General features: G+C 38.3%; 18 protein-coding genes. 6 read left to right on the top strand and 12 right to left on the bottom strand.

Features of this window, described 5'->3' with window-relative positions; all coding sequences use genetic code 11:
- Positions 1 to 35: 35 nt before the first annotated feature.
- The 3 genes from BM179_RS13470 to BM179_RS13480 all read right to left on the bottom strand — a co-directional run bounded on the left by BM179_RS13470 (position 36) and on the right by BM179_RS13480 (position 5,170).
- Positions 36 to 1,517 carry an APC family permease gene (locus tag BM179_RS13470; protein ID WP_092017667.1) on the bottom strand — a complete coding sequence of 494 codons (1,482 nt, stop codon included), beginning with the start codon at positions 1,515 to 1,517 and terminating at the stop codon, positions 36 to 38.
- 149 nt (positions 1,518 to 1,666) lie between these two features.
- The gene (secDF, locus tag BM179_RS13475; RefSeq protein ID WP_092017668.1) at positions 1,667 to 4,639 is read right to left on the bottom strand and encodes a protein translocase subunit SecDF; all 2,973 of its coding nucleotides are present in this window, start codon (positions 4,637 to 4,639) and stop codon (positions 1,667 to 1,669) included.
- 174 nt (positions 4,640 to 4,813) lie between these two features.
- Positions 4,814 to 5,170 (bottom strand): hypothetical protein, encoded by a 357-nt coding sequence (locus BM179_RS13480; RefSeq protein WP_092017669.1) that lies wholly within the window; start codon positions 5,168 to 5,170, stop codon positions 4,814 to 4,816.
- 193 nt (positions 5,171 to 5,363) lie between these two features.
- Between BM179_RS13480 and nadC the strand changes: the two genes are divergently transcribed.
- Together nadC and nadA are read left to right on the top strand one after the other, a co-directional pair.
- Entirely contained in the window at positions 5,364 to 6,218 is an 855-nt protein-coding gene (gene nadC, locus BM179_RS13485; protein ID WP_092017670.1) for a carboxylating nicotinate-nucleotide diphosphorylase, read from the top strand.
- A 53-nt stretch (positions 6,219 to 6,271) separates the two neighbouring features.
- Entirely contained in the window at positions 6,272 to 7,258 is a 987-nt protein-coding gene (gene nadA / locus BM179_RS13490; RefSeq protein ID WP_092017839.1) for a quinolinate synthase NadA, read from the top strand.
- Between the two features lie 72 nt (positions 7,259 to 7,330).
- On the opposite strand, the gene BM179_RS13495 is transcribed toward nadA, so the two are convergent.
- Positions 7,331 to 9,997, bottom strand: a complete 2,667-nt coding sequence (locus tag BM179_RS13495; RefSeq protein WP_092017671.1) for an MGH1-like glycoside hydrolase domain-containing protein — start codon at positions 9,995 to 9,997, stop codon at positions 7,331 to 7,333.
- A gap of 247 nt (positions 9,998 to 10,244) precedes the next feature.
- On the opposite strand from BM179_RS13495, the gene BM179_RS13500 reads away from it, so the two are divergent.
- The 4 genes from BM179_RS13500 to BM179_RS13515 all read left to right on the top strand — a co-directional run bounded on the left by BM179_RS13500 (position 10,245) and on the right by BM179_RS13515 (position 14,763).
- Positions 10,245 to 11,219: a GSCFA domain-containing protein gene (locus tag BM179_RS13500; protein WP_092017672.1), complete on the top strand. Its 975-nt coding sequence runs from the start codon at positions 10,245 to 10,247 to the stop codon at positions 11,217 to 11,219.
- A gap of 115 nt (positions 11,220 to 11,334) precedes the next feature.
- Positions 11,335 to 12,441, top strand: a complete 1,107-nt coding sequence (locus BM179_RS13505; protein ID WP_092017673.1) for an Mrp/NBP35 family ATP-binding protein — start codon at positions 11,335 to 11,337, stop codon at positions 12,439 to 12,441.
- Positions 12,442 to 12,443: 2 nt separating this feature from the next.
- Complete coding sequence (locus tag BM179_RS13510) at positions 12,444 to 12,695, top strand: NifU family protein (RefSeq protein WP_092017674.1); 252 nt, start codon at positions 12,444 to 12,446, stop codon at positions 12,693 to 12,695.
- A 253-nt stretch (positions 12,696 to 12,948) separates the two neighbouring features.
- Positions 12,949 to 14,763, top strand: a complete 1,815-nt coding sequence (locus tag BM179_RS13515) for a D-alanine--D-alanine ligase family protein (protein WP_092017675.1) — start codon at positions 12,949 to 12,951, stop codon at positions 14,761 to 14,763.
- 67 nt (positions 14,764 to 14,830) lie between these two features.
- On the opposite strand, the gene BM179_RS13520 is transcribed toward BM179_RS13515, so the two are convergent.
- The 8 genes from BM179_RS13520 to BM179_RS13555 all read right to left on the bottom strand — a co-directional run bounded on the left by BM179_RS13520 (position 14,831) and on the right by BM179_RS13555 (position 24,986).
- Positions 14,831 to 15,571, bottom strand: a complete 741-nt coding sequence (locus tag BM179_RS13520; RefSeq protein ID WP_092017676.1) for a LytR/AlgR family response regulator transcription factor — start codon at positions 15,569 to 15,571, stop codon at positions 14,831 to 14,833.
- A gap of 80 nt (positions 15,572 to 15,651) precedes the next feature.
- On the bottom strand, positions 15,652 to 16,728 hold the full coding sequence (locus BM179_RS13525) for a sensor histidine kinase (protein WP_092017677.1): 1,077 nt from the start codon (positions 16,726 to 16,728) through the stop codon (positions 15,652 to 15,654).
- A 393-nt stretch (positions 16,729 to 17,121) separates the two neighbouring features.
- Positions 17,122 to 17,844, bottom strand: coding sequence for a DUF4377 domain-containing protein (locus BM179_RS13530; protein ID WP_177219402.1), 723 nt, complete (start codon positions 17,842 to 17,844; stop codon positions 17,122 to 17,124).
- 187 nt (positions 17,845 to 18,031) lie between these two features.
- The gene (locus BM179_RS13535) at positions 18,032 to 18,571 is read right to left on the bottom strand and encodes a DUF4136 domain-containing protein (RefSeq protein ID WP_092017679.1); all 540 of its coding nucleotides are present in this window, start codon (positions 18,569 to 18,571) and stop codon (positions 18,032 to 18,034) included.
- A gap of 467 nt (positions 18,572 to 19,038) precedes the next feature.
- A complete protein-coding gene (locus tag BM179_RS13540; protein ID WP_092017680.1) occupies positions 19,039 to 19,998 on the bottom strand; it encodes a Hint domain-containing protein in 960 nt (319 codons plus the stop codon).
- A 120-nt stretch (positions 19,999 to 20,118) separates the two neighbouring features.
- Positions 20,119 to 21,660, bottom strand: coding sequence for a flavin monoamine oxidase family protein (locus BM179_RS13545; RefSeq protein WP_092017681.1), 1,542 nt, complete (start codon positions 21,658 to 21,660; stop codon positions 20,119 to 20,121).
- 144 nt (positions 21,661 to 21,804) lie between these two features.
- Positions 21,805 to 22,977 carry a pyridoxal phosphate-dependent aminotransferase gene (locus tag BM179_RS13550; RefSeq protein WP_092017682.1) on the bottom strand — a complete coding sequence of 391 codons (1,173 nt, stop codon included), beginning with the start codon at positions 22,975 to 22,977 and terminating at the stop codon, positions 21,805 to 21,807.
- A gap of 563 nt (positions 22,978 to 23,540) precedes the next feature.
- Complete coding sequence (locus tag BM179_RS13555; protein WP_092017683.1) at positions 23,541 to 24,986, bottom strand: SusD/RagB family nutrient-binding outer membrane lipoprotein; 1,446 nt, start codon at positions 24,984 to 24,986, stop codon at positions 23,541 to 23,543.
- Between the last annotated feature and the right edge of the window lie 34 nt (positions 24,987 to 25,020).

Here is a 25,020-nt window from a genome sequence, read left to right on the forward strand (position 1 = left end):
GAGAGGACTTTGGATATTGTTATGCCATGCAGAAATTACTCTTCTTTTTTGTTCAGATTACTGTTATGGCGGCTATAGGCAAAATATACAACAACTCCTAAAGTACCCCAGATCAGGAATGAAATTTTAGTTTCAGTACGCAATCCCCACATCAGATAAAGGTTACACAAGATTCCGCAGGTAGCTACAACTGGTAAGAATGGTGCTTTATAAGGACGTTCGATATTTGGTTCACGCACTCTTAACAACCAAACAGCGCCGCAAATCATTGCAAATGCCAGCAAAGTACCGGAGCTGCACATTTCAGAAACCTTATCAATTGGTGTTAAAGCAGCAACAACCGAAACAATAGCGCCTACAAAGATTGTACTCTTCCATGGCGTTTTGAACTTTGGATGAATTGTTCCGAACAAACCTTTTGGCAGCAAACCGTCTTTTGCCATACCTAAGAAGATACGGGTTTGAGCCAGCATCATTACCAGCATTACAGAGGTCAAACCTGCTGTAGCTGCAATCGTAACAATATACATAGCAATCGGTAAACCAGCTCCGTCAAATGCAGAAGCAACCGGTGCTTTCAGATCCAGCGTGTCGTAACGAACCATCCCTGTTAATACCAATGAAACAAGAATATACAACAAAGTACAAATCAACAAAGAAGCAATGATTGCAAAAGGAATATCTTTCGTCGGGTTGATAGCTTCCCCGGCTTGTGTAGATACAGCATCAAAACCGATGTATGCAAAGAAAATAATACTGGCAGCAGTTACCACACCATTGAATCCGTAATGGATTGTTCCTGTTTTATCTGCTACAGGTTCAGGGATAAAAGGACTCCAGTTTGCGGTATCGATATAAAATGCTCCTACAACAATCACAAAAATTACCGCAGCAACTTTCAGAATTACAATCAGGTTATTAGTGCTGGCTGCTTCTTTGATACCTTTTACAAGTACGTAAGTAACAATCCATACAATCAAAAATGCCGGTAAATTAAAAGCAAAGCTAAAGTCCGGAACTACCTGACCGGCAGCTCTGAGTTTTTCTGCTTTTTCAGCAGCAGTTATCGGATCATTCGTTAAATACAGAGGCAGATTAATACTAAATAAATGAAGAAGTTTCTCGAAATATCCTGACCAGGCTACAGCTACGGTGGTAGCTCCCATCATATATTCCAGAATAAGGTTCCAGCCGATGAACCATGCAAAAAATTCGCCGACGGTGCCATAAGAATATGCATAAGCAGAGCCCTCAACAGGTAAAATTGAGGCAAATTCTGCATAGCAAAGTGCTGCAAAAGTACATGCTACTCCTGCCATTACAAACGCTAATGCCAAAGCCGGACCAGCCCAGTCATGGGCAGCTATCCCGGTGAGGGTAAAGATCCCGCCACCGATTACAGCTCCGATACCAAGTGAGGTCAGGGCCCATTTGCCCAGCACACGTTTCAGCTGGTTGTTTTTCACGTCAGCAGCATAGGCCTCTAGTGGTTTTTTTCGCCAAATACTATTACTCATAAAGAAAAGGTTTTTAGTTTTTTATAATGTAGTTGAAGGTAATTTCAATAGTTTATTTTGTAAAATCTGTTTCAAGATAGTGAATATTGTACCTAAAAACAAAAAAGACCTGTAAGGGATTATTCCTTACAGGTCTGCATTAAATTTAACTAGGCCTTTTTCGCCGGTTCTGCGGCTGGCACCGCTTTCTTCTTATTTCCGCCGAGGTCAATGACAATCGGAGCAGCTACGAAAATTGAAGAATACGCTCCGAATACAACACCGATGAACATCGCAAAAGAGAACCCTCTCAAGATATCTCCACCGAAGAATAACAATACTGTTACTACTAAGAATACTGTCGTGGCAGTCATTACAGTACGACTCATCGTATGGTTAATAGACTGGTTAATTGTCTTAATCATCAGTTCTTTATCACTCAAATCAGCATCAATACCGATTTCTTCACGAATACGGTCAAATACAACCACAGTATCGTTAATAGAGTAACCCATTACCGTCAGAACGGCTGCGATAAAGATCTGATCTACTTCTAACTCAAATCCGAAAAGACGGGTAATACCAACCATTCCCAACACGACTAAAGCATCGTGCAAAAGAGCGATGATACTTCCCAGTGAATACTGCCATTTACGGAAACGAATCAGGATATAAAGGAAGATTGCAATTAGAGCATATAAAATTGACAGGAACGACTGCGTCATAATATCATCCGCAATAGTTGATCCTACTTTTGATTCCGAAAGGATTACCGGTTTCGCATCAGCGAATTGCTTCAAACCTGTTTCCAGCGCAGTTCTTACCGTCTGGTTAGCTTTTAAAGATTCATCCTCTACCAGATAAGCAGTAGTAATCTTCAATTTAGTCGGTCCGTTGAATGTTTTTACTTCAACACCTTTTTCTTTGAAATCATCTCTTAAAGCCTCTTTAATTAAACCTGCTTCTACCGGCTTAGATAATTCAACTACATAAGAACGGCCACCTTTAAAGTCCACACCAAGGTTGAAACCACCCTGTATAATCAGAACAACAATACCTGTTGCGATCAGACCCCATGAAAACCAGTATGAATATTTTCTTTTTCCGATAAAATCGAAATTGAATCCTTTGAAAATATCCTTTGAAATAAAGGTTTCGAAAGTCATTTCTTTTTCACGACCTGCTTTGATAGCACGTTTTGCCATCCACTCGATTAATACATGAGAAACAAAAACAGCAGTAAATACTGAAGTTGCCAAACCAATCAATAGTGTGATTGCAAAACCTTTCACAGAACCTGAACCTAAAATAGCGAGAATTACACCAATTAATGCTGTAGTAATGTTACCATCCAGGATGGCAGAAAGTGCTTTTTCGTACCCTAAACCAATCGCTTCCAGTAAACCTTTTCCTTTGTGTAATTCTTCTCTGATACGCTCGTTAATCAATACGTTAGCATCAACTGCCATACCCAAGGTCAAAACGATACCCGCAATACCAGGCAATGTCAAAGCAGCCTGAATCTGTACCAGAATACCCGCAATAAAGAATACGTTAAATAATACGGCAGCATTAGCCATCCAGCCCGGACTTCCGTAGTATCCGATCATGAACACAATTACAAGGAATAAACCCGCAAGCATTGAGAAATATCCCTGATTGATGGCTTCCTGACCTAATGAAGGCCCTACAAATGCATCTTCTACAATACGTGTCGGAGCTGGTAATTTACCTGCTTTCAATACGTTTGCCAAATCTTTCGCTTCTTCTACTGTAAAACTTCCTGAGATAGAAGAACGACCTCCTGAGATTTCACCATTGATAGTCGGAGCTGAGTATACATAGTTATCTAAAACAATTGCGATTCTTTTACCGATGTTAGCAGCTGTAAGGTTTTTCCAGATTCTTGCACCTGTTCCGTTCATCGACATCGTTACTTCCGGGCGACCAGACTGATCATAATCCTGAGCAGCATCTGTGATAACATCTCCTTCAAGTGGTGCAGCTTGTCCCTCACCTTTTTTAAGTGCTTCCAGTTGCAGAATTTCATCACCGTTGATTGCAGGAATTCCTTTGGCATACCAGGCAAAAGTAAGCTCAGCCGGGAACATTGCACGAACTTCCGGACGACGGAATAATTCATTTACTCTTGCAGTATCCTTTCTGTAAACACCAAGTGTGTTGTTGATCGGGATAAATAATTTCGTCAAAGCACTACCTGCAGTAGTATCCTGTTTAGCACCGGCGGAATCTTTCTTGGCCGGAGTCTTTGTCAACTGACCAGCCAAACTTCCGCCTGTTTTAGAAGAATCCGATTTAAGGGCTGAAGATGGAGTGTTTAAAGTCGAAGCAATTTTGTTTGCTGCTTCTTCTTTTGCCAGATAGTCTCCCAATGCATTGATTCCTGCACCAAAATCATTCAATTCATAACATTCGATAAATTCAAGTTTGGCAGCACCTGATAATAATTTTCTGGCACGCTCAGGGTTATCAACGCCAGGAAGCTCAACCTGAATACGGTTTGTTCCAGGTAAACGCTGGATGTTCGGGTTAGCAACACCAAATTTATCAATACGAGCCTGGATAATTTTGTAAACACGGTCAACAGCACCATCAATTTCAGCGTTAATTACACGCTTAACTTCTGAGTCAGATGAATTTGAATTGATTTTGCCTCTGTTGATTGAATTAGCGAAAATAGTAGCCAGTTTCTGATTCGGCGCAACTTTCGCAAAAGCATCGTAGAACAATTCATTGAAAGGCTTCGTAGAAGTTGCCTGAGCTTTACTTGCTACGTCAATTGCCTCTTCAAATTTCGGATCATTGCTTTTTCCTGAAAGAGCACGTAAAATCTCTACCGGAGAAACTTCAAGTACTGCATGCAGACCACCTTCAAGGTCAAGACCTTTATGAAGTGCATAGTTTGTAACCTCTTGCAGGGTAAATCCCAGATAAACAGGCTTTTTCCAAAGGGAATCAATATAATGAGTTCTTTTTGCAGGGTCTAATTTACCGTCTTTTGAAGAAGCATATTGGTTTGCTTCTTCACGAATAGCACCAGCTTTCCAGGTAAAAGACAAAAAGAATAAACACAAGGCTGAAATAATACCAGTCAGCCAAAGTACGACACTTTTGTAGCGCATTTGATTTGTAAAAATTAAAATGTAATAATTCTATTTATGATAAACTAAGAAGATGAAGACAGGGAAAATAAAAATCAGGCGATTGCAGGACGCAGTCAAAACAGAATCAATAAAATGCTGATTCATTGCTTTTAATCCTTTAAAAGTAGATTTTAAAAATTCCGTGAAAAAATACTAGGGAGCGTTGGTAACTATAAAGTGCTCAAAAAGCACTTCAAAATAAGAAAGTCTGTAAGTAAGATTGGCAATTTTGGCAACTTGTTTATTGAAATCGCCAAAAATACAGGTGTTTAAAAGGAAGATAAAATCCTGGGAAAAATCCAGAATAATCGGAGATGAGACTGTCACAGCGGACAATTCACTCACTGTGCATACTTCTTTCTGAGGTTTTTCAGACTTGGAAGTTTTCTCAAATTTAACCGTTTTTATAACAGGAATGGCTGATAAGCCCTTTCCGAACACATTCAGAAAAAGCATCAGGCAAACCAGTATTGTACTGGTTAAACGGAATATTTGAGTAGTTTTTTGCATTTTGATTTGCAAAAGTAGCATGAATTTATTGGCTCTACCAAATTTTATGTTCTTTTTCTGTTTGTTAAGTCTGGAAAGTATCTTAAAAAACGAATAATTTCTTCAAAAACTGCTTCCTGTGCTTTTGGATAATTTTCTTACTTTTACCGTCCAAAACCATTTATGAATCATCCATTGATTAGCCCAAACTGAAATGTTCAATTACTTAGCGCCTGAATACATTAAAAATTTCATAAGAACTGCTCTTACAGAAGATGTCGGAGACGGAGATCATACTTCTCTTTCTACTATCCCTGATACCGCAATCGGAAGAGCTCGTTTATTGGTAAAGGATAGCGGCATTCTGGCGGGTGTTGATCTGGCAAAAATGATTTTCGCTGAGGTTGATAAGGATCTTTCTGTAGAAATTCTGTTACAGGACGGAGCAGCTATTGAAATGGGAAATATCGTACTGACAGTGGAAGGAAAGTCTCAATCTATTCTTACCGCAGAAAGACTGGTTTTAAACTGTATGCAAAGAATGTCCGGAATTGCCACTTACACGCATTCTATGGCAAAATTACTGGAAGGTACGAAAACAAAATTACTGGATACCCGCAAAACCACACCAAATTTTCGTCTGTGCGAAAAATGGGCCTGCAAAATCGGAGGAGCAGAAAATCACAGATATGCTTTGTACGACATGATTCTGATTAAAGATAATCATGTCGATTATGCCGGAGGAATCCATAACGCCATTACAAAAGCAAATACTTATTTAAAAGAAAAAGGGAAAAACCTGCAAATTGAAATAGAAGTACGAAACCTTGATGAATTGAATCAGGTACTGGAAACAGGGCATATCCATAGAATCATGCTGGATAACTTCTCTTTTGAAAACATAAGAAAGGCCGTAAAATTAGTTGACGGGAGATATACTACTGAAGCCTCAGGAGGAATTAATGAAACTACCATTCGTGAATATGCTGAATGCGGTGTGGATTATATTTCCGTAGGCGCTCTGACGCATCATATCGCCAGTCTGGATTTGAGTTTAAAAGCGTTTTAAGTCAGGTTTCATTTTCGGACAAAATCCGAAAAGTTGCCTTAAATATGATAACCATGAATTTATTAGAAGAAGCTAACCGGGTTGGTTACGTGAGTCGTTCCACCCCTAAAGGAATTGATTTAAAAGAAGAAATCCTGAAGCTGAAGAAGGAGAAAAATGCCGTAATTCTGGCACATTATTATGTTGATGGCGAAATTCAGGAAATTGCTGATTATGTCGGCGATAGTTTAGGCCTCGCACAAGCCGCAGAAAGTACCACAGCAGATATGATTGTTTTCTGCGGGGTTCATTTTATGGGAGAAACTGCAAAGATCCTTAATCCACATAAAAAGGTTGTTATTCCTGATTTTAATGCAGGTTGTTCACTCGCTGACTCTGCCCCAAAAGAAGAGTTCGCAGCTTTTAAAGCACAGCATCCTGATGCCGTTGTGGTTAGTTATATTAACTGTACTGCCGATATTAAGGCCATGACAGATATTATCTGCACTTCATCCAATGCGGTAAAGATTGTAGAATCGATTCCGGCAGAAAAGGAAATCATATTCGCTCCTGACGCTAACCTGGGGAGATATGTTGCCAAAAAAACCGGAAGAGATTTAATTCTTTGGGATGGGGCCTGTATTGTACATATCGATATTTCTCTTGAAAAATTGAAAAAGGTAAGAGAGGAAAATCCCAATGCATTATTGGTTGCTCATCCGGAATGTAAGGAAATTATTCTTTCTCAGGCTGATTTCATCGGTTCAACAACTGCCCTGCTGAAATTTGTGGAAGAATCCGACAATCAGGAATTTATTGTTGCGACAGAAGCAGGTATTCTTCATAAAATGAAGATGGCTGTACCTCACAAGAAACTGATTCCTGCGCCGGCCAATGAACAAAATTCCTGTGCCTGCTCTGAATGTCCGTACATGAAAATGAACACATTGGAAAAACTATATAATTCAATGTTTTATGAATTACCTGAGATTAATGTTCCCGAGGAAGTCCGTATTCCGGCTCTGAAGGCTGTAAAAGCCATGCTTGAAATCTCTAAATAGTTTTGTTTCCCATAAAGTATAAGAGTTCCGCTGAAATTCAGCGGAACTCTTATACTTTATAGGAATTTGTATCTAAACCAGCTCTTTTACTTCCGACTTATTAATCATACTTACGCTTAGGATAAGTTCCGCAACAAGGCCTGTCCAGCCTGTCTGGTGTGATGCTCCCAGCCCTTTTCCGGTATCTCCGTCAAAATATTCATAGAACAGCATCAAATCCTTGAAATGCGGGTCATTCTGCTGTTTCTTATACTTTTCGTAAACAGGGCGTTCCCCTTCTGCGTTTGTCGTAAACAACCTGATTAATCTCTCAGAAATACTCATTGCCGCATCTCTGATACTCACCATTTGTCCTGAATTTGTAGGGTATTCAACTTCATATTCAGTGCCGTAATATTGAGAAAATTTCAATAATGAGTCAATCAAAAGGTAGTTCATCGGCATCCAGATAGGACCTCTCCAGTTAGAGTTTCCGCCAAACATACTTCCGGTTGATTCGGCTGGTGTATAATCAACCCTTAAAACACCCCCGTCCAGCTTAAATTCGTAAGGGTTATCTTTATGAAATTTCGACAGAGAACGGATTCCGAAATCAGATAAAAATTCTGTCTCGTCAAACATTCGTTTCATAATCATCTTCATACGATGTCCGCGAAGAATTGAAAGTAAACGACTTTCACCTTTCCCTGCTTCATACCATCTCGAAATCAGGCCGGCAAGATCAGGCCGGTTATTTAACACCCATTCAACCCTTCTTTTGAAATCAGGTAGTTTTTCAAGCATTTCCGGGGTTAAAACTTCTACGGCAAAAATTGGAATCAAACCAACCATCGATCTGATTTTCAGCAACATCGTAGAGCCATCGGTTTTATGAAGCATATCATAATAAAACTGATCTTCTTCATCCCAAAGGTTTATTTTATCTCCTCCAAGCGACTGCATGGCTCCTGCAATATGCAGGAAGTGTTCGAAGAACTTAGAAGCCATGTCCTGATACACAGGGCGTTCTGTGGCAATTTCACAGGCAATTCTCAACATATTCAGACTGTACATAGCCATCCAGCCGGTTCCGTCAGCCTGTTCAAGTCTCCCTCCCGTTGGTAAAGTTGCAGACCGGTCAAAAACCCCGATATTATCCATTCCCAGGAAACCGCCGCCGAAGATATTATTACCACCTTCATCTTTCAGGTTTACCCACCAGGTAAAATTGAGCAATAATTTGTGGAAAATTCTTTCCAGGAAAGAGACATCTCCTTTTCCGTTGATTTCTTTATCAATTTCATAAACCTTCCAGGTTGCCCAGGCATGTACTGGTGGGTTTACATCCGAGAAACTCCATTCATAAGCAGGAATTTGTCCGTTCGGATGCATATAATATTCACGGAGAATAACAGCCAGCTGTCTTTTGGCAAAATCCGGATCCAGACGGGCTAAAGGCAGGGTATGAAAAGCAAGATCCCAGGCAGCAAACCAGGGATATTCCCATTTATCCGGCATGGAAATAATGTTTGCCGCATACATATGCCTCCAACCTGAATTCCTGCCATATTTACGGTTGTCATTCGGTTTAGGCATAGAAGGATCTCCGACAATCCATTCATTGACATTATAATAGTACCATTGTTTCGTCCAGAGCATTCCGGCATAAGCCTGACGCTGAATAGATTTCAATTCCGGATCAACAACATCTTTTTGTAACTCTTCATAAAAATGATTGGCTTCTCTGATTCTCTTGTCGAAATTATCTTCAAATCCTCCGAAAGGTTCTGTAATAGAATGGTCAGAAAAACGAAGACGGATACTTACACTTTCCCCGGCTTTTACCATTTTAGAGTAACGGGCTGAAGCCTTGGTTCCAAACATATTCGGGTTTACGCCTGCTTTATCCCCGTCTACTATATAATTATTGATACCATCTTTACAAAAAGGAGTCGGGTTGGCCACACCGTATAACCTCTGATAATTGGTTTCATTATCACAGAAAAGCAATTCATCTGCATTTTCACAATATAATTTGAAATGCCCGACTACATTATGGTCAATTTCAATCAGGCTGTTGGAAACCCCTGAAAGCATTGGTTTATACTGAAATTTCTCATAACCCCAACACCAGGTATTTCTAAACCAAACCGTAGGTAAAAGCGTCAGCGGAGCATCTTTGTCACTTCTGTTATGGGCAGTAATTTTTATCAGAATATCCTGTTCATCAACTTTAGAATACTCCATTGAAATGTCAAAATATTCATCCTCATCAAAAACCCCCGTATCCAGCAACTCATATTCCGGCTCCAGCCTTGATCTCATACGGCTTTCCTGAATAAGCTTCTCATAAGGAAAAACGTCCTGAGGATACTTATAAAGCATCTTCATGTATGAGTGCGTAGGCGTGGAATCCTGATAATAATAGAGTTCTTTTACATCCTCTCCATGATTTGATTCATTTCCGGTCAGACCAAAAAGGCGTTCTTTCAGAATATGATCTTTATGGTTCCAGAATGCAAGAGCAAAACATATATATTGCTTATTATCAGAAATCCCTCCGATTCCTTCTTCCCCCCATCGATAGGCTTTTGCACGAGCCATATCATGAGAGATAGTGTTCCAGGCATCCCCACCGGAAGAATAATCCTCCCTTACCGTCCCCCATTGCCTTTCGGTAAGATAGGGACCCCATTTTTTCCAGCCTTTATTATCGTTACGAGTTTTTAATCTCCATTTCTCAGCGCAAACGTTACTCATATTTATGTAAAATTAACGGTAAACAATACCCAATTAATGCTTGATAACAACCTATTTAAATTAAGGAGTAAATGCAAAGATACCCAATAACTACAAAAAAGAATTGCCATTTTATTTAACTTAAAAAGAAAAAATTGTACAAATTAAAGAATTTTACAAATTTGCCTGAGATACCCATAACAGAATTATCCTGAGCAAAGCCGGGTATATAATTTTGTTTAAAATTTTTGAAATAATTCAAACACAGATGGATTTACGAACCGAACTAAAAATCCCGGAATCAAAATATAAAATCCTGTTAAGTTCATCTTCATTAACAGCCGGCTCCTGCTTTGCAGAGGTGGTCGGCAGTAAATTAAAGGAAAACAAACTCCGCGCCAATACCAATCCTTTCGGTACATTATTTAATCCGCTTTCAATATTTAAGTTACTTAATCAGTCTCTCAAAAACCAGCCAATCGACGAGACTCTTCTCATCAGCAATCAGGATTCCTGGTTTCATTATGACTGGCACTCTCAGCATTTTGCCACATCAAAAGAACAATTAATTGACATTCTGAATAAAAAAATTACGGAAACAGGCGAAGCATTACAAAAGACGGACTTCCTAATACTGACTTTCGGGAGCGCTTTCATTTATAAATTACTTTCCGGGGACACTTATGTAAGCAATTGTCATAAAATGCCCGGAAAGCTTTTTACCAAAGAACTCCTGAGTGTAAAACATATTTGTCAGAGTTTTGCCCTTTTTTATAAGGCACTTAAATCCTGCAATCCATCTGTAAAAATTATTATTACCGTTTCTCCGGTCAGACATATAAAAGACGGTATTCCTGAAAATCAGGTTTCAAAGTCTATCCTCCGGGCAGCTTGCCATTATCTGGAAACTGATTATGAAGAAGTAAGCTATTTTCCGGCTTATGAACTGATGATGGATGATCTGAGAGATTATCGTTTTTACAAATCAGATCTTATCCATCCGAATGAAATTGCGGAAGACTACATTTTTGAAAAATTCTCAAAATCTTATTTTTCCGAAGATTTACAGGCTTTTGTACAAACCTGGCAAAAGCTGAGAAGTTCTATTAATCACAGGCCTTTTAATCCCGGCTCATCAAACCATCAGCAGTTTCTGAATAACCTTTTATCAGCTTTGGAGAACATTTCTTCTAAAGTTGATGTTTTCAGAGAGATACAGGAAATTAAAGACCGGCTTATCTGATCTTATTTAACCTTCTGCAGACAGGTTAATGCCGGAGATCGAAAAATACTTCGGATCATATTCTTATCTGCCTTTTTACTCCTTATCTTTGCATTTCAAATTGAATTTTAGCTAAATGGGCGATTTAAAAATTAAAAAAGAGGATATTCTTAAAGCATTAAGTACTGTTGAGGAACCTGATCTTAAAAAAGACCTGGTAACCCTTAACATGATTAAAGATATTGAGCTGGGAATCGGAGAGGTACGTTTCACTGTGGTTTTAACTACTCCGGCCTGTCCGCTGAAGGAAAAAATCCGCAAAGATTGTGAAAACGCAATTCATACACATGTTGATAATACCCTGAAGGTGGTAATCAGCATGACTGCCGATGTAACCAGCTCTCGTATGGGAACAGCAGCCCTCCTTCCAAAAGTTAAAAATATTATTGCAATTGCATCAGGGAAAGGTGGCGTTGGAAAATCAACCATTACAGCCAACATTGCCGTTGCCTTGAAACAGGCAGGTGCAAAAGTAGGAATCATTGATGCGGATATTTCGGGCCCTTCTATTCCTGTAATGTTCGGAGCTGAGGGAATGCAGCCACTGGTTCAGGAGATCGACGGGAAAAACATGATTCAGCCGATTATGCAGTTTGGCATAAAAATGATTTCAATGGGTTTTCTGGCACCTCAGGAAAGTCCTGTGCCCTGGAGAGGCCCTATGATGACTCAGGCCCTGCGCCAGTTTTTCGGAGATACAAATTGGGGAGAATTAGATTATTTGCTTATTGACTTACCTCCGGGGACTTCAGATATACATTTGTCATTGGTGCAGCTGGTTCCTGTTACAGGGGCAGTTATCGTAACAACACCACAAAAAGTAGCCCTTTCGGATGCTCAAAAAGGGTTAATGTTTTTCCGCCAGCCACAAATCAATGTTCCAATTTTGGGAATTATCGAAAATATGGCGTACTTTACACCGGAAGAATTACCTGACAACAAGTATTTTATCTTTGGAAAAGATGGTGGTAAAAACCTGGCAGCCAAATATGAAACACAGGTTTTAGGTGAAATTCCATTAGTGCAAAGTATTCGTGAAGCAGGGGATGAAGGACAGCCAGCAGTAATGTCAAACTCAATTATTGCGACAGCCTTTAAAGAAACTGCTGAAAAGCTTGCCAGACAAATTGCTTTAAGAAATGCTAATCAGGAAAAAACGATTAGAGTTGAAATGAAAGTGTAAATATGGAAACAATCATAGAAAATACATTATTGGTCAAAGTTGAACACGCTCTTAACAGCATAAGACCATATCTTGAAGCTGATGGCGGCAATGTGAAGGTCGTTGAAATTACAGACGATCATATTCTTCATCTGGAGCTTGTAGGTGCATGCAGTTCATGCAGTATGTCTGCCATGACCTTTAAAGCCGGAATTGAAGAGGCTATCCGCAGGGAAGTTCCGGAGATTGTGAAAGTTGTTGCGACTAATTTGTAAAAAATACTGTCGCTTATATTGATCAAACCTCATAGGCTTTTCTGAAACCTATGAGGTTTTTTCTTAAATTGCATTCCGGATTTTACGTGGTAATCACACCCAATCGTAATAAAGGAAACATAGAACAAATATAGTTTGTCAGGCATCGTTTAGATAGTGTTAATCATTCAGGCACTGAAATCCTTTGGTATGATTGAACAAAAAATAATATTCTTTTCATTCAACAATTCTGCTATTCAAAAATTACTCTAGTATGAAAATCGGCATCTTTTTTGGCGGGCCTGCTCGTGAGCGTGAAATCAGTTTTTCCGGTGGTAAAACGGCAATGGAAAATATTGACAAAACGCTCTTTACTCCTGTTCCTGTTTTTGTTGATAGTGTCGGCAATTTTATTATTCTCAATGACGATTTGGTATATGCCGGTTCGATCCGGGATTTCTATCCGCCAAAATCTTATCAAAAAGGAGGCTTTAATGTTTATGCTGAATCTCTTGGAGAACTTTCCGATAGCGAAACTGATACGTTAATTGCTCAGGTTGGGAAAAGAATAAAACCTGAAGATTTCAAAAATCATTTTGATTTTGCCTTCATTGCCATGCACGGACCTACCTGCGAAGATGGTAGTATCCAGGGGCTTCTGGAATGGTATAATATTCCATATTCCGGCCCGGGCCTGATGGGTTCTTCAATTGGTATCGATAAAATAGCCCAGAATGAACTATTAAAGCTATCTGTAGGATTAGATAAGAAAACCGAGGTAATTACCTGGGAAGAATGGAACAGCTTTGGACAGGAAACACTTTTTGATCAGGTTAAAAACGAGATCGGGCTTCCTTTTGTGGTTAAAGCGCCTCATCAGGGCTCATCTATTGGTGTGGCATTTGTAAAAACAGATGATTTCAACCAGTTTAAAGATGCCGTTAAACAATGTTTTTTCATCAAAGAAATCTCTTTCAATGAATGGTCAGAGGCTTCTCCGGAAGAAAAACATCAGATTCTTCAACATATCGCCAATCTGGATGAAGGTATTGGTTTTCCATTGGTTTTCCAGGAGGAAATTGTTTATCATCCTGAAGATTTATTACAAAAATTTGAAGAGCATTTCTCTGACGATCAGGTAAGAAGAGCCGTTCTAACTTCTCTTAATTCTGAAGATGCAGTATTATTTGAAAGTTTTGTAAATGGTCAGGAATTCAGCTGCGGTGTGATCCAGAAACCAAATCTGGAATCTGTAGCTCTGCCTCCCACTGAAATTGTAAAAGTTGTTGAAGTATTTGATTTCAACTCAAAATACAAACCGGGTGCTACCCGCAAACGCCTGCCCATTGAGACCTCACTTGAAAACCTCCATAAAGTTCAGGCTGATGTAAAAAAGGCTTTCGACTCTCTTCGTTTCGGTGTATGCACAAGAATTGACGGATTCCTTACAGAATCGGGAAATGTCATTCTTCATGACCCGAATACAATTCCTGGAATGTCACCTACTTCGCTGATATTTAAGCAAATGGCAGAAATCGGACTCAATGTTTCTGATGCCATTACTTATTTTATCCGTCAGTCAATAAGAGAAAGAATTTGTTCCGGGAAAAACACATTTCGTTTTCAACAGCTTCTTGAAAAACTGGATGAGGGCATTGCAGAAAGAATTAAAAACTTTGAAAAAAGAGAGAAAGTTGCCATAATCTTCGGAGGGTTTAATGTTGATGCCAAAGAAGACTCATTTGTAAAAGCACGAAAAGTATTTGGTCATATTGCTGCTTCCAAAGAATATGCTCCGGTTCCTGTTTTTGTTTCAGGAAATGATATTGAAAATTACAGCCTGCATGTGCTGCCAGCCAATCTGATGTTCAAAGAGCATGCAGAAGATATTGAAAAGGCATTGGATGGGTATGTTCATCCACTGATTCTCGAAACCCGGGAAAATGCATTGGATATCACTTTACATTTCACCGGAAAACCTGTAGATATTCTCAAAACTGTCACTTTGGAAGAAGTACAGTCAGCAAATAATGCAGCATGGAATAGTGTATCAGAACTATCTGTTTCGTTACCTGCATTTACCATATAAAAAAACTGGGAGTGATAAGTATAACATATCTTATCACTCCCAGTTCTTTTGTTAAGTCGGTTTAGCTTTATTTCCTGCCAGAGATAATCTTCTGGTCCAGGGCCGTCCACAATTGATTCCTGTATGTTTCTCCCAAAGGAATATTTATCTCATTTTCCAGTGCTATCTGATTTCCTTCCACATAATCCACTTTGATTAAAGATATTATATAAGAACGATGAACTCTCAGAAATTTATCATTCGGTAAATGTTCTTCCAGATCTTTGATCCCTAACAAGGTTACAAATTTGCCTTTAATGGTGTGTAAAGTAATATAATTCCCTAAACCCTCTGCATAAAGGATATCCGTAAAATTCACTTTCTGCATCCTGTTTTCAGATTTGATGAAGATATAATCATCAACTTTTCCGTCAAGAATATAAGTCTGCTCCGGCAATGACAGCTTTAAAGGAAATTGCTCCATATCCTGCACCTTTCTTACCGCCTGTATAAACCGTTCGAAAGCAATCGGTTTCAACAAATAATCCACAACATTATATTCATACCCTTCCAAAGCGTATTGAGAATAAGCTGTGGTAAAGATTATTTTACTCCGGCCTTTTACCAGTTTGACAAAGTCAATCCCCGATAATTCCGGCATTCTTATGTCAACAAAAATCAGGTCTATTTTCTGAGTATATACGATATCAAGTGCTTCTACGGGTAGTAAACTCGCAGCAACCAGGTGTAATGACGGGAGTCGGTTGATGTAATTAGCTAACACATCAATGGCTGACTGTTCATCGTCTATGACAAGACATTTAAGCATAACTATTTATAGTTTTTAGGTGGTGTGGAAAACAAAGAGATCATTTGTTACAAAAATAATTGCCTCTTAACTGTTTCTGACTAAAGTTCGAGAGCCAACTCTACTTCATAAAAATCCCCTAACTCCTTTATTGTAAGTGTATGACTGTTTGGGTACCCTAAAGTCAGTCTTCTTCTTGTATTTATTAACCCTATTCCCTCTGATTTTTCGTAAGAAGACTTGCACTTTAAATTATGTGTTTTAAAATTCAATTGATTTTCAAATAAAGTCAGCCTGATTGTCAATGGATTGTCAGGATCGTTTAGCTCTCCGTATTTGAAGGCATTTTCTACAAATGTTATCAACACCAATGGCATAATCCGGCGATACCTTATGTTTCCGTTGATCTCAAAATAAACCTGTAGTTTATTATTAAATCGTAACTGGTTAATTTCGATAAAATTATAAATATGCTGTACTTCTTTCTCTAAAGCTACTTTTCCTTCTGAATCATCGTCTTTCAGAGCATATCGCATCATTTCAGACAATAACATAATTCCTTTCGAAAGGTTTTTGGAATAATGTATTGATTGAGCATAAAAAAAGTTAAGCGTATTGTATAAAAAATGAGGATTAATCTGGCTTTTCAGACCTGTCAACTCTGTTTTTAAAAATGCCTTGTCCAATTGTTCTTTATGAAACTCAATAATATTTCTTTGCTTTGAAGCTGAGACATAATTTTCCAGCGTCCAGTAAGCAACACTATAAAGAATGAAAGATGTTCCTGTAAAGACAGAGGACAGCATATACAATCCCCGATTGCCGAAATACAAGGTGGTTATTCTTAATTCCAAAATTTCAAAAAACAAATAATCAAGCATATACCAGATCAGACAAAAAACGGCAATCATTCCAAATGTCCCGGTAATGCAGATCAGGTATTTTTTAAAAGGTAATGTCTTCTCTAAAATGAAAAATGCGTGAGAATACAACAAACAAATACAAGGAATAAAATGGGAAATTTTATAGACTAATGTATCAGGGAACACAAAATCCTGTTCCAGACTACTCAGTGATAGATTAAAAATCAGGTAAACAAACCACCATATACAGTGGATGAGTATCGGGTTAGTAATTGTCTGCTGCCTAAGTTTTTTCAGAAATAAACTTACTCTCATACCCAAATTTAACGATTACATCTTCCACTCTTAGAAACAGGGGTCCTGTTTTACACCAATACCTTATTTTTTTATTCGAATACCTTATTTTTAAATGCAAACCATTTTAAAAACATCAATATATCCTGGTAGATTACCAACACCTTTAGCTTGCTAATCCGAACGCTCAGATTGTAAATAGCCAATTTCGCATAATATTTTAGGATAGTAGTCACTCAAATAGGACATTTGTGTTTATGACAACTTTAGTTACCACCGCAAAATTTATCAGAAAAATTATGCAATGGTTCTACACTTCAAGACAATTTTATTTAATGGTCAATAATAAAATTACCTCTATTCCTATGTAATATTTTGTTGGGAGCCCTGAAGCAATTCATGGCTCTTTTTTCTTTACTTATTTTGTTTAAAAGCCAGAATCAACTCTTCATTCCGGTATAAATAAAGCCTGTCGCCTTTTAGCTGATAACTGGTTACCAAAGCCAGTAAATTGAAAAATATCTGCTCTTTATCCAGATTCGGGCACATCATTTTTGTGCTTCCAATGCCATCAAGCGTAATTTTATTCTTCTTCTGATCAATCAGTTTTCCAAAATACCTGTTACAAACCCCTTTCCCTGAAATTCTCTTCTGAGCAAAATCGAATGTGATATTTGGCTCAGGCTCCTTATTTTCAACAGGTTCTCCTTTGGAAATAAAATCTGTCAGAACCCATGTAATATTTTTAGAAGATACGGAGAAGCTTTCAGATAAAACAGGCTTTTTTGAAACTTTCTTTCCTGGAATCTTACTGATAATATCTCTCAGCGTATATTTTAAAGAGGAAGCATCCGCAGGAGGATTTACAACTTTCGATACTGTAACCAACAACTCATACTGAAATCCGGGCTGATATTCAAAACCATCAATACTATTATAAAAATTCTCCCATTTCTTTTCAGGAGAACTTTTCACCAGAAGGCATTTCATTTTTCCGGCACCGGCAGAACAATCTGCCTGATGATCAGCAACAATCAGTTTTTTATACGGAGAAATGAGACTGTTATCTGTTTTTCCTTTAAGCTGTGCCTGAAGGGAAAATGCGGTAAATAAAAACAAAAGCAGTTTAATTTTCATAATATCTGATTTTGATACAAAAAGCATCTATTCTGACCCAAACAACTATACAACTATAATTTTACGATTTTTACTATAAAAACTCGCAATTTGAAGTTAAAACTTTTGTTTAAATAAACCAAAAAACCTCCAAAATGATTGGAGGTTTTGTTTCATCGTTAAATAGAAATTGATTTTAGAGTATATATTATCTTATTGCTACATAGCCATTGGCTGTCGCTTTGTAATTGTCAAAAATACTTCTGGTAGCACTTCTCAGAACACGGTCTTCCAAGCGATGTCTTTTCCCGAACAGCTCGGTTGCGTATCCCATCCAGAATGGTTTCTGCGTCCGTCTGTCTATCATTTGTATAACCAATGTGCCATTCTTCAAGGCAAGTCTGTGCATTTCGCTGCGCTCCTGCGGGGAAGATGAACCGACAGAAATCTTCCTGATATCTGCCATTTTACAATTCCTGTCAAAAACAGAATATGAAATAACAATATCAGCGTTCTGGCTTACCTGTTTAAAACCCCGGTATGACATCTGATTCCCGATTTCATCCAGAATAACATTCTCGTCAAAATTAGAGTTTTCAGGAAAATTTATATCCTTTACTAAAGCAAATGTGTGATTATCAGTATTTTTTAACAGGAAATCATCGTTAGATCTAACCGTAATTTTCTCACTTGCACACGAAGAAATTCCGAATGCAACTGCTAGCAGAGCAAAGTATATTCTATTCATCGCTGATTTTGTGATATAAAATTTTGAGATTGTTTTCCACAAAATCAATACTTTACTTATAAAAATCAACTGATATACGGCTGATTCTCTTCAGGTATTAAGCAATGGCTTTATGGTTTTCCTGTTTTTATAACACAAAATTAGACGATAAGTTTCATTAAAATATAACTTTACTCATATTTTTTTGTATTTATTTAAAAAATACAAATTTATCCTGAAAAGAAGAATCGTCATCAAAAACCTGTTTTTCTCTATTTTTATAAAAAATCAGCATTTTTAATAAAATTCAAAACCTCATATTCAGAAATACCAGATTTTATGTAAAAATATATCAGATTTAAAACCTCATATAAAAAGTAAATCCTTCCCCAAAGGAGAAGGACTTAACGTCAAAATCCAAAAACAATCTCAAAAGCAAAAGCATGAAAACCGGCTGTTCTTCTGGTTAGAAGGGTACCGATAACATTCTATTTCTCTAACACAACCACCGAATTGATCAGGTAGTTGTCTTTATCTGTATGAAGGTTATACACCTTCCCGACTTTTCTTGCGTTGATTTTAGTCGTAAAGACTTTATAGGTATTAAAGGTCTGGTTTTCAGGGTTGAAAACAATTACTTCATCTCCCACAGACAAATTCCCCATTTTTGATTGTCCTTTTGCAGTCATAACCGGATGGTTTGCTGTGGCTTCCAGACTAATACTGCTGAAAGTTGAGTTTACCGAAGCTGTAAGTGCATTTGCAGGATCAGTTAAAGTTATCTGAACAAGTTCAAACTGTTTACCGGAGTGAATCTGAACCTGCTCAACTTTTGTCATTTCAGCCTTTTCAGAAAGAGAATTAAAACTCAGCACTTCGTCTCCGGTTTTTACCAGAGCGATGTCTTTCTCTGTACCATCCGCCATTTTTACTTTGGCATCAGCCGGAAAGCAATACTCATACTTATCCTCTTTCTTATCACCCGCAGCAAGTGCCACGCCTGAAAATTCTTTTGCCAAAACAAATGCAATACAAGAAGAGAAACCCATTACAGCCTTTTCTCCGTCTTTCAGATCATCAATGTATTTTCCCCATACTTCCTTTTCAGCCAATGGATTAGGAATACAAAGTGCTATTCTCTTTCCGTCCTTCGGAGTTGTGAAAATTGCCAGACTCCCGACATCCTTCATTTTAGTAGCTTCAAGGATTTTATACAAATAAATGCGTCTTTCAATCCCGTCACTAAACTTAAAAACATAAGGAGGGTTTTCGTTATCAAGAATAAAATTGCCTTGTTTAACGTAGGTATCTTTATCCGGATTTTTAATGGTCAGCTTCTTAACCGCATCAAAATCTGCAGAAGTAATACCTCCTTTTTCGGTTTCTTCCTGTGAAAATGAGGCAAAACTTACTAAAAAAGTAAAAAAGAGTATAAGTAATTTTTTCATAAATTATCTCTGATGTTTTAATTGAGAATCTGAAAAAGCATTTTCAAAACTGAACGTTTCAACCGATTCTGCACAATGTTTTATTAATCAAAAGTTTATTCAATTTCTCTGTTTCCTGTTCTAACTCTGGCTGACTCTCTTATGAAGGGCCTCAGTTACCGCTCTGGCTGAAGTAAGAGCTCCCGCCATCCAGGCAGTCAGGTAAGTAGTATGTTCTCCGGCAAAATAGATTTCATCATCCGGTTTGATAAGCGCAGGATAAAATTTCTTTCTGGCACTTTCACTATATTCAGCCCAGCCTCCCTGGCTGTATTGTATTTTTTGCCAGGCCAAAGAGAACGAATGCTCAAATTCCTGGTCGTACTGAGGATGTATTTTTCTACCCTGTTCCAAAGCAACTTTTTGCCGGTCTGCAATTGATAACTCTCCCAGTTTGGCAGCTCTGTCATGAAAATTGTAATATCCTTTCAAGACCCCTTTTTCTCCCAGAAAGTTATACGATGGATAGAAAATCTGGGTTATATCCATATTGGTTTTAGAAATTCCTCCGAAAATCCGGTCATCTTCTTCCCAGAATCTTCTTTTAAACTGCAAACCTATCTTACCCGTGTTCATATACGGAACGAAATCCGCAGCCCTGCGAACTTCAGAAGAGAGGTCAGATTGAATATTTTTCAAAACAGGTAAAGGAATCGTACAAACACAGAAGTCGGCTTTCAACTCTCTGGAAACTCCGGCTTTATCCTTGTAAACAATTTTCACTCCCGGTTGTGTTTTTCTGATTTCAAGCACTTCAGACTGATACTGAATCTTTCCTTCCAGTCTTTTGGCAAACGCCATCGGAATTGCATCCATACCACCAACAGGCTGCAACATAACAGGTTGCTGATTGAAGGTATATTCCCCGATATTTGAGAAAGCCGGATGAAAGAATCCTGAACGGATAATTTCCTGTAACTGATGCGCCGGAGCCGGTTCCGGAGGATTTACGCCATGCCCTCCCTGCTTTTTATAACCTCTTCTTTCAGAGCCTTTATATTTCTTCAAAACATCCAGATCTCCTTCATCTTTCAGATAAGCCACCAGCTTTTCCACATCATCTTTCGTCATCTGTTCATCTAAAGCCGACTGGTCCAGTGCTTTTACCAGTAATTCCGAGGTATATCCTCTCATATCGGTATGGATTTCCCGTATTTTTGTCCTTTGATTGGATAAAGAACCGGTTCCTTCACTATAAAAGTATGCGCCTTCATTAACATTCATGAAAATCTCCATCGGAATCTTAAATTCACGGCAATAATGAAGTGTTATTTCATGATTATGAGGTACACGTGCTGCCCCTGCATTTAAATATAATCCACTTTCAAATTTCGCTGTCTGAGGCGCTCCACCTATTTCAGTTTCAAGCGTTCCTCCTCTGACTGTCCAGACTCTGCCTCCTGCACGGACTCTTGCTTCGAGTATGGTACAATCATATCCTAACTTTCCTAATTCATAAGCTGTAGCCATTCCCGACAATCCTGCGCCTAAAATAATTACTTTTTTACCGGATATTTTCCCGGGCAATTCCATGGCATGTAAGGGAGCGGCATTCAATAAACCCAAACCCAGCATGGCCATATAACCGGAACCTGTATGGTTAATAAAATCTCTTCGTGTCATAGGCAAAATCAAAGTGGAAAATTGAGGTCAGGACTCCGTAAATTCAGACATCTGTAAAACTTAACTCAAATTCCCGACCTCAACTTCAGACAGTATTGCAATCAAACTCTTAACCCTGTTAAAGTACTTTAATCCCCATAAGCCCTAACTTACAACTTTGGTAAAAGCCTCTGTAAAAATCTTCATTTCATCCAATGTTCCGATCGAAACACGACACCAGTGCTGATGATCAAACTCCCATTTGCGTACCATTACACCTTCTGCAGACAATTTCGCCAACAGGTCAGCGCCTTTCATTTTGATTGGAAACAACACAAAATTGGTAGCGGAAGGAATATAACTGTAATCCATTTTCTTCAGAAAATCATACAGATATTGTTTGGACTCAGCGGTCTTCTCTAAAGTAAGTTTCTGAAAATCAACATCCTTAATGGCAGTAGCTGCTGCCACAAAAGAAGGAACGGATACAGAAAAACCTCCGGAAGTATATGGCTGGATCACTTTGAGGATTTCAGGTTTTGCAATGGCATAACCAACTCTCAAGCCTGCAAAAGCATACAATTTCGACATTGTACGGAGAATCAGTACATTTTTACCGGCCTTTACCGCTTCGATGGCACATTCAGCTTTAGGCGATTTTGTATAATCGATATAAGCTTCATCTACCAGAACCGGGGTTTTATCTGAAACTTTATCGATAAAAGCATTTAATTCTGCGATTGGCAGAATTGCTCCCGTCGGATTATTGGGGTTAGTGATATAAACAAGGCTTTGCGAACCGTTTAAACGACCTGCAATCGCACTTAAATCGTATTGAAAATCTTTTGTCAAAGGAACTTTTTCCATTGGAATCCTCTCCTCATTGCCGGAAATATAGCAGGGATCGGCACAAATAATCTTTCCTTTCGCGCCATAAGCGATCATTGAAGCGGTTAATAACTCAGAAGAACCGGCTGCCAGCAAAATATGACTTTCAGGAACACCTTCTTTTTCAGCAATTACTTTCATCAGATCTCCCCGCACTTTAAAAGCATAACGGTTTGATTCTGAAAGTGAATCAGTAAGGGCTTTCTTCGTTTTCTCCGAAGGTCCCCATGGATTCTCGTTTGCTCCTAAACGGGCTCTGATCTGAACTGCAGGGGCAAAATGCGCATAATCTCTCTCCAACTGAAATTCCGGAGATAAACTCATATATAATTCTTGTCTCGCAATCGGACTTGCTTCTGCACGCTGAATGAAAGCAGATGCAGCGCTAATCCCTGCAGTTGCTAAAACACTCTTTTTTAGCCAATCACGGCGGTTGATGCTTGATGACATTTCTCTAAATGGTTTGAGTTGAAAATTCGAAATAAGATAAGCGCAAGGTTATACCAAATTTAACTTGTATAGAGACAAAAATGCGAGTAGATAATTTGTTAAAACAACTTTGGAACCAACGATTGAATTTAACCTGAAAGAGACTTTAAAAACTGAATAAATATATCATTTTTTTTCAAAACACCCACGAGATCTTTTGAATCTCGTGGTGTATTGTTTTTAAGGTAATTTAGTCGTTGAAGTGATTTGTTATTAAATTAATCGAATAAGTAAAATGGTACTTTTTCTGGCTAAAAGTTGTTGATGAAGATTATTTAGTTGTTTGCAAATTTAATAAATATAAGTTTAATTTTTATCAATTTATTGAATATTTTTTACAAAAATCAAAAATACTAGTTTGTAAATAATCTTAAATCAAGAATTATTGTACAATATTAATACTTTAAAGTTTTATTATAAATAGAGAAAAACACTCAATTTTAACCTGAAAACAAATCAACTTATTGTACAAAATCAATAAAACATCTTCACAAATGTTAATTTCACAAAACTGATTTTAAGACTTATTTTGCCCACCAGAGCTTCAGTTTTTTATCATTTACCCCTCCCTGCTTGCTTAAAGCATCTTTCATATTCGGGCCGTTAAGGGTTTCTTCTGTGGAAGGATAAGGCAAACGGGTCGGAAGGACATTATCATTGGTATTAACAAGAGGAGCCTTCAAATCAGGGATGCCTGTACGACGCTGTTCTGTCCAGGCTTCAATACCTTCTCCAAACAATGAAATCCATTTTTGTTCCATAATTTGTTTGTAACCATCCGCTCCTCCTTTATAAGCAACCGCTTTCAGAAAATCGTCTGATGGTGCAATTTTATATTGCGCATAAGAAGCATTAATGCCGTCGAGATACAATTTACCTGCATCTCCTGCCACAGAAACACCTTTATAAGCTGCTTCCGCTTTGATGAACAGCAACTCTGCATAACTCATTAACACCGCAGGAGCAGTCGCCTGGGTAAAGAATTTCCCTAATCTTGATGTTTTAGCAAGGCCTAAAGCATTCGCTTCCGTTACGTTTAAACCATTTGGGATACCCAAGTAATCTCCTCCGGCTTCCGGTTTTTCAGCATAAATGGTGATTCTTGAGTCATTTGTTGCCTGTAAACGTGAAGTCAATGACAAACTTACCCGGTGATCATCCCGTGTTTTTCTATTCTGATTAATCGGGTTATTATTCGGAGCATCTCCCAGATATGTCAGAAATGCACAGTCATTGTAAGAAGTAAACACCGGATATTTAGCAGGATCTTTTAAAATTCTTTCCATTTCTGCTTTCACATCTATTCCGGTATCCGTTTTACTTAAAATCCTGTTCAGTAATTTCAAACTCAACGAATTAGCGAATTTCTTCCAGCGGCTCATATCTCCTGCAAACATGATATCTCCTGTTGAAGAAACCGTCTTAGCGTTTATCATATCACTTGCTGTTTTCAAATCGGTAATCAGTCCCAGATAAATATCCTTCTGAGAGTCATATTTCGGCAATAGTTTACCATCTATTCCCTGAATAGCATCTTTATAAGGAATATCTCCATAAACATCTGTCAGCAAAGAGAAAGTCCAGGCTCTCATAATCAGACCAATTGCCTGGTAATTTTCGTTGCCGGCAATTTTTCCCAAAGCAATAATTCTTTGAAAATCTGCCTGTGACTCAATAAAGAAATCCCTCCAGGCATTATCAATTACATCTGTCGGGATAATGTATTGATCTATCGTTGTGTATTGAATCCTGGCCATATGCTGGGCATACAAAGGGCCAATGTCCAGACCAAGCCCTGCTCCTCCCCAGTAAATATCAACTGCCGTCTTAATACCATGAGGTAACAGCAGGTCCGGAGTCAGCGAACTGGCTTCATTCGGGTTTTTATTTACCTCATCAAATCCTTTGTCACAACTTATCGTCGTAAAAAGGGTAATAAATAATAGCGTTAATGAAAATATCTTCTTCATATGATTGTGTTCAGTTTTTTGATTTTTTTAAAGA

The organism is Pseudarcicella hirudinis (assembly GCF_900115665.1).
Lineage (GTDB): Bacteria > Bacteroidota > Bacteroidia > Cytophagales > Spirosomataceae > Pseudarcicella > Pseudarcicella hirudinis.

What these genes read in the sequence shown, in the direction of transcription:
- BM179_RS13505 (WP_092017673.1), top strand. Translation starts at nt 11,335, where the DNA reads ATGGGCGATTTAAAAATTAAAAAAGAGGATATTCTTAAAGCATTAAGT.
- BM179_RS13530 (WP_177219402.1), bottom strand. Translation starts at nt 17,844, where the DNA reads ATGAAAATTAAACTGCTTTTGTTTTTATTTACCGCATTTTCCCTTCAG.
- BM179_RS13540 (WP_092017680.1), bottom strand. Translation starts at nt 19,998, where the DNA reads ATGAAAAAATTACTTATACTCTTTTTTACTTTTTTAGTAAGTTTTGCC.
- BM179_RS13470 (WP_092017667.1), bottom strand. Translation starts at nt 1,517, where the DNA reads ATGAGTAATAGTATTTGGCGAAAAAAACCACTAGAGGCCTATGCTGCT.
- BM179_RS13535 (WP_092017679.1), bottom strand. Translation starts at nt 18,571, where the DNA reads ATGAATAGAATATACTTTGCTCTGCTAGCAGTTGCATTCGGAATTTCT.
- BM179_RS13555 (WP_092017683.1), bottom strand. Translation starts at nt 24,986, where the DNA reads ATGAAGAAGATATTTTCATTAACGCTATTATTTATTACCCTTTTTACG.
- BM179_RS13500 (WP_092017672.1), top strand. Translation starts at nt 10,245, where the DNA reads ATGGATTTACGAACCGAACTAAAAATCCCGGAATCAAAATATAAAATC.
- BM179_RS13515 (WP_092017675.1), top strand. Translation starts at nt 12,949, where the DNA reads ATGAAAATCGGCATCTTTTTTGGCGGGCCTGCTCGTGAGCGTGAAATC.
- BM179_RS13510 (WP_092017674.1), top strand. Translation starts at nt 12,444, where the DNA reads ATGGAAACAATCATAGAAAATACATTATTGGTCAAAGTTGAACACGCT.
- BM179_RS13550 (WP_092017682.1), bottom strand. Translation starts at nt 22,977, where the DNA reads ATGTCATCAAGCATCAACCGCCGTGATTGGCTAAAAAAGAGTGTTTTA.
- nadA (WP_092017839.1), top strand. Translation starts at nt 6,272, where the DNA reads ATGAATTTATTAGAAGAAGCTAACCGGGTTGGTTACGTGAGTCGTTCC.
- BM179_RS13480 (WP_092017669.1), bottom strand. Translation starts at nt 5,170, where the DNA reads ATGCAAAAAACTACTCAAATATTCCGTTTAACCAGTACAATACTGGTT.
- BM179_RS13495 (WP_092017671.1), bottom strand. Translation starts at nt 9,997, where the DNA reads ATGAGTAACGTTTGCGCTGAGAAATGGAGATTAAAAACTCGTAACGAT.
- BM179_RS13520 (WP_092017676.1), bottom strand. Translation starts at nt 15,571, where the DNA reads ATGCTTAAATGTCTTGTCATAGACGATGAACAGTCAGCCATTGATGTG.
- nadC (WP_092017670.1), top strand. Translation starts at nt 5,364, where the DNA reads ATGTTCAATTACTTAGCGCCTGAATACATTAAAAATTTCATAAGAACT.
- secDF (WP_092017668.1), bottom strand. Translation starts at nt 4,639, where the DNA reads ATGCGCTACAAAAGTGTCGTACTTTGGCTGACTGGTATTATTTCAGCC.
- BM179_RS13525 (WP_092017677.1), bottom strand. Translation starts at nt 16,728, where the DNA reads ATGAGAGTAAGTTTATTTCTGAAAAAACTTAGGCAGCAGACAATTACT.
- BM179_RS13545 (WP_092017681.1), bottom strand. Translation starts at nt 21,660, where the DNA reads ATGACACGAAGAGATTTTATTAACCATACAGGTTCCGGTTATATGGCC.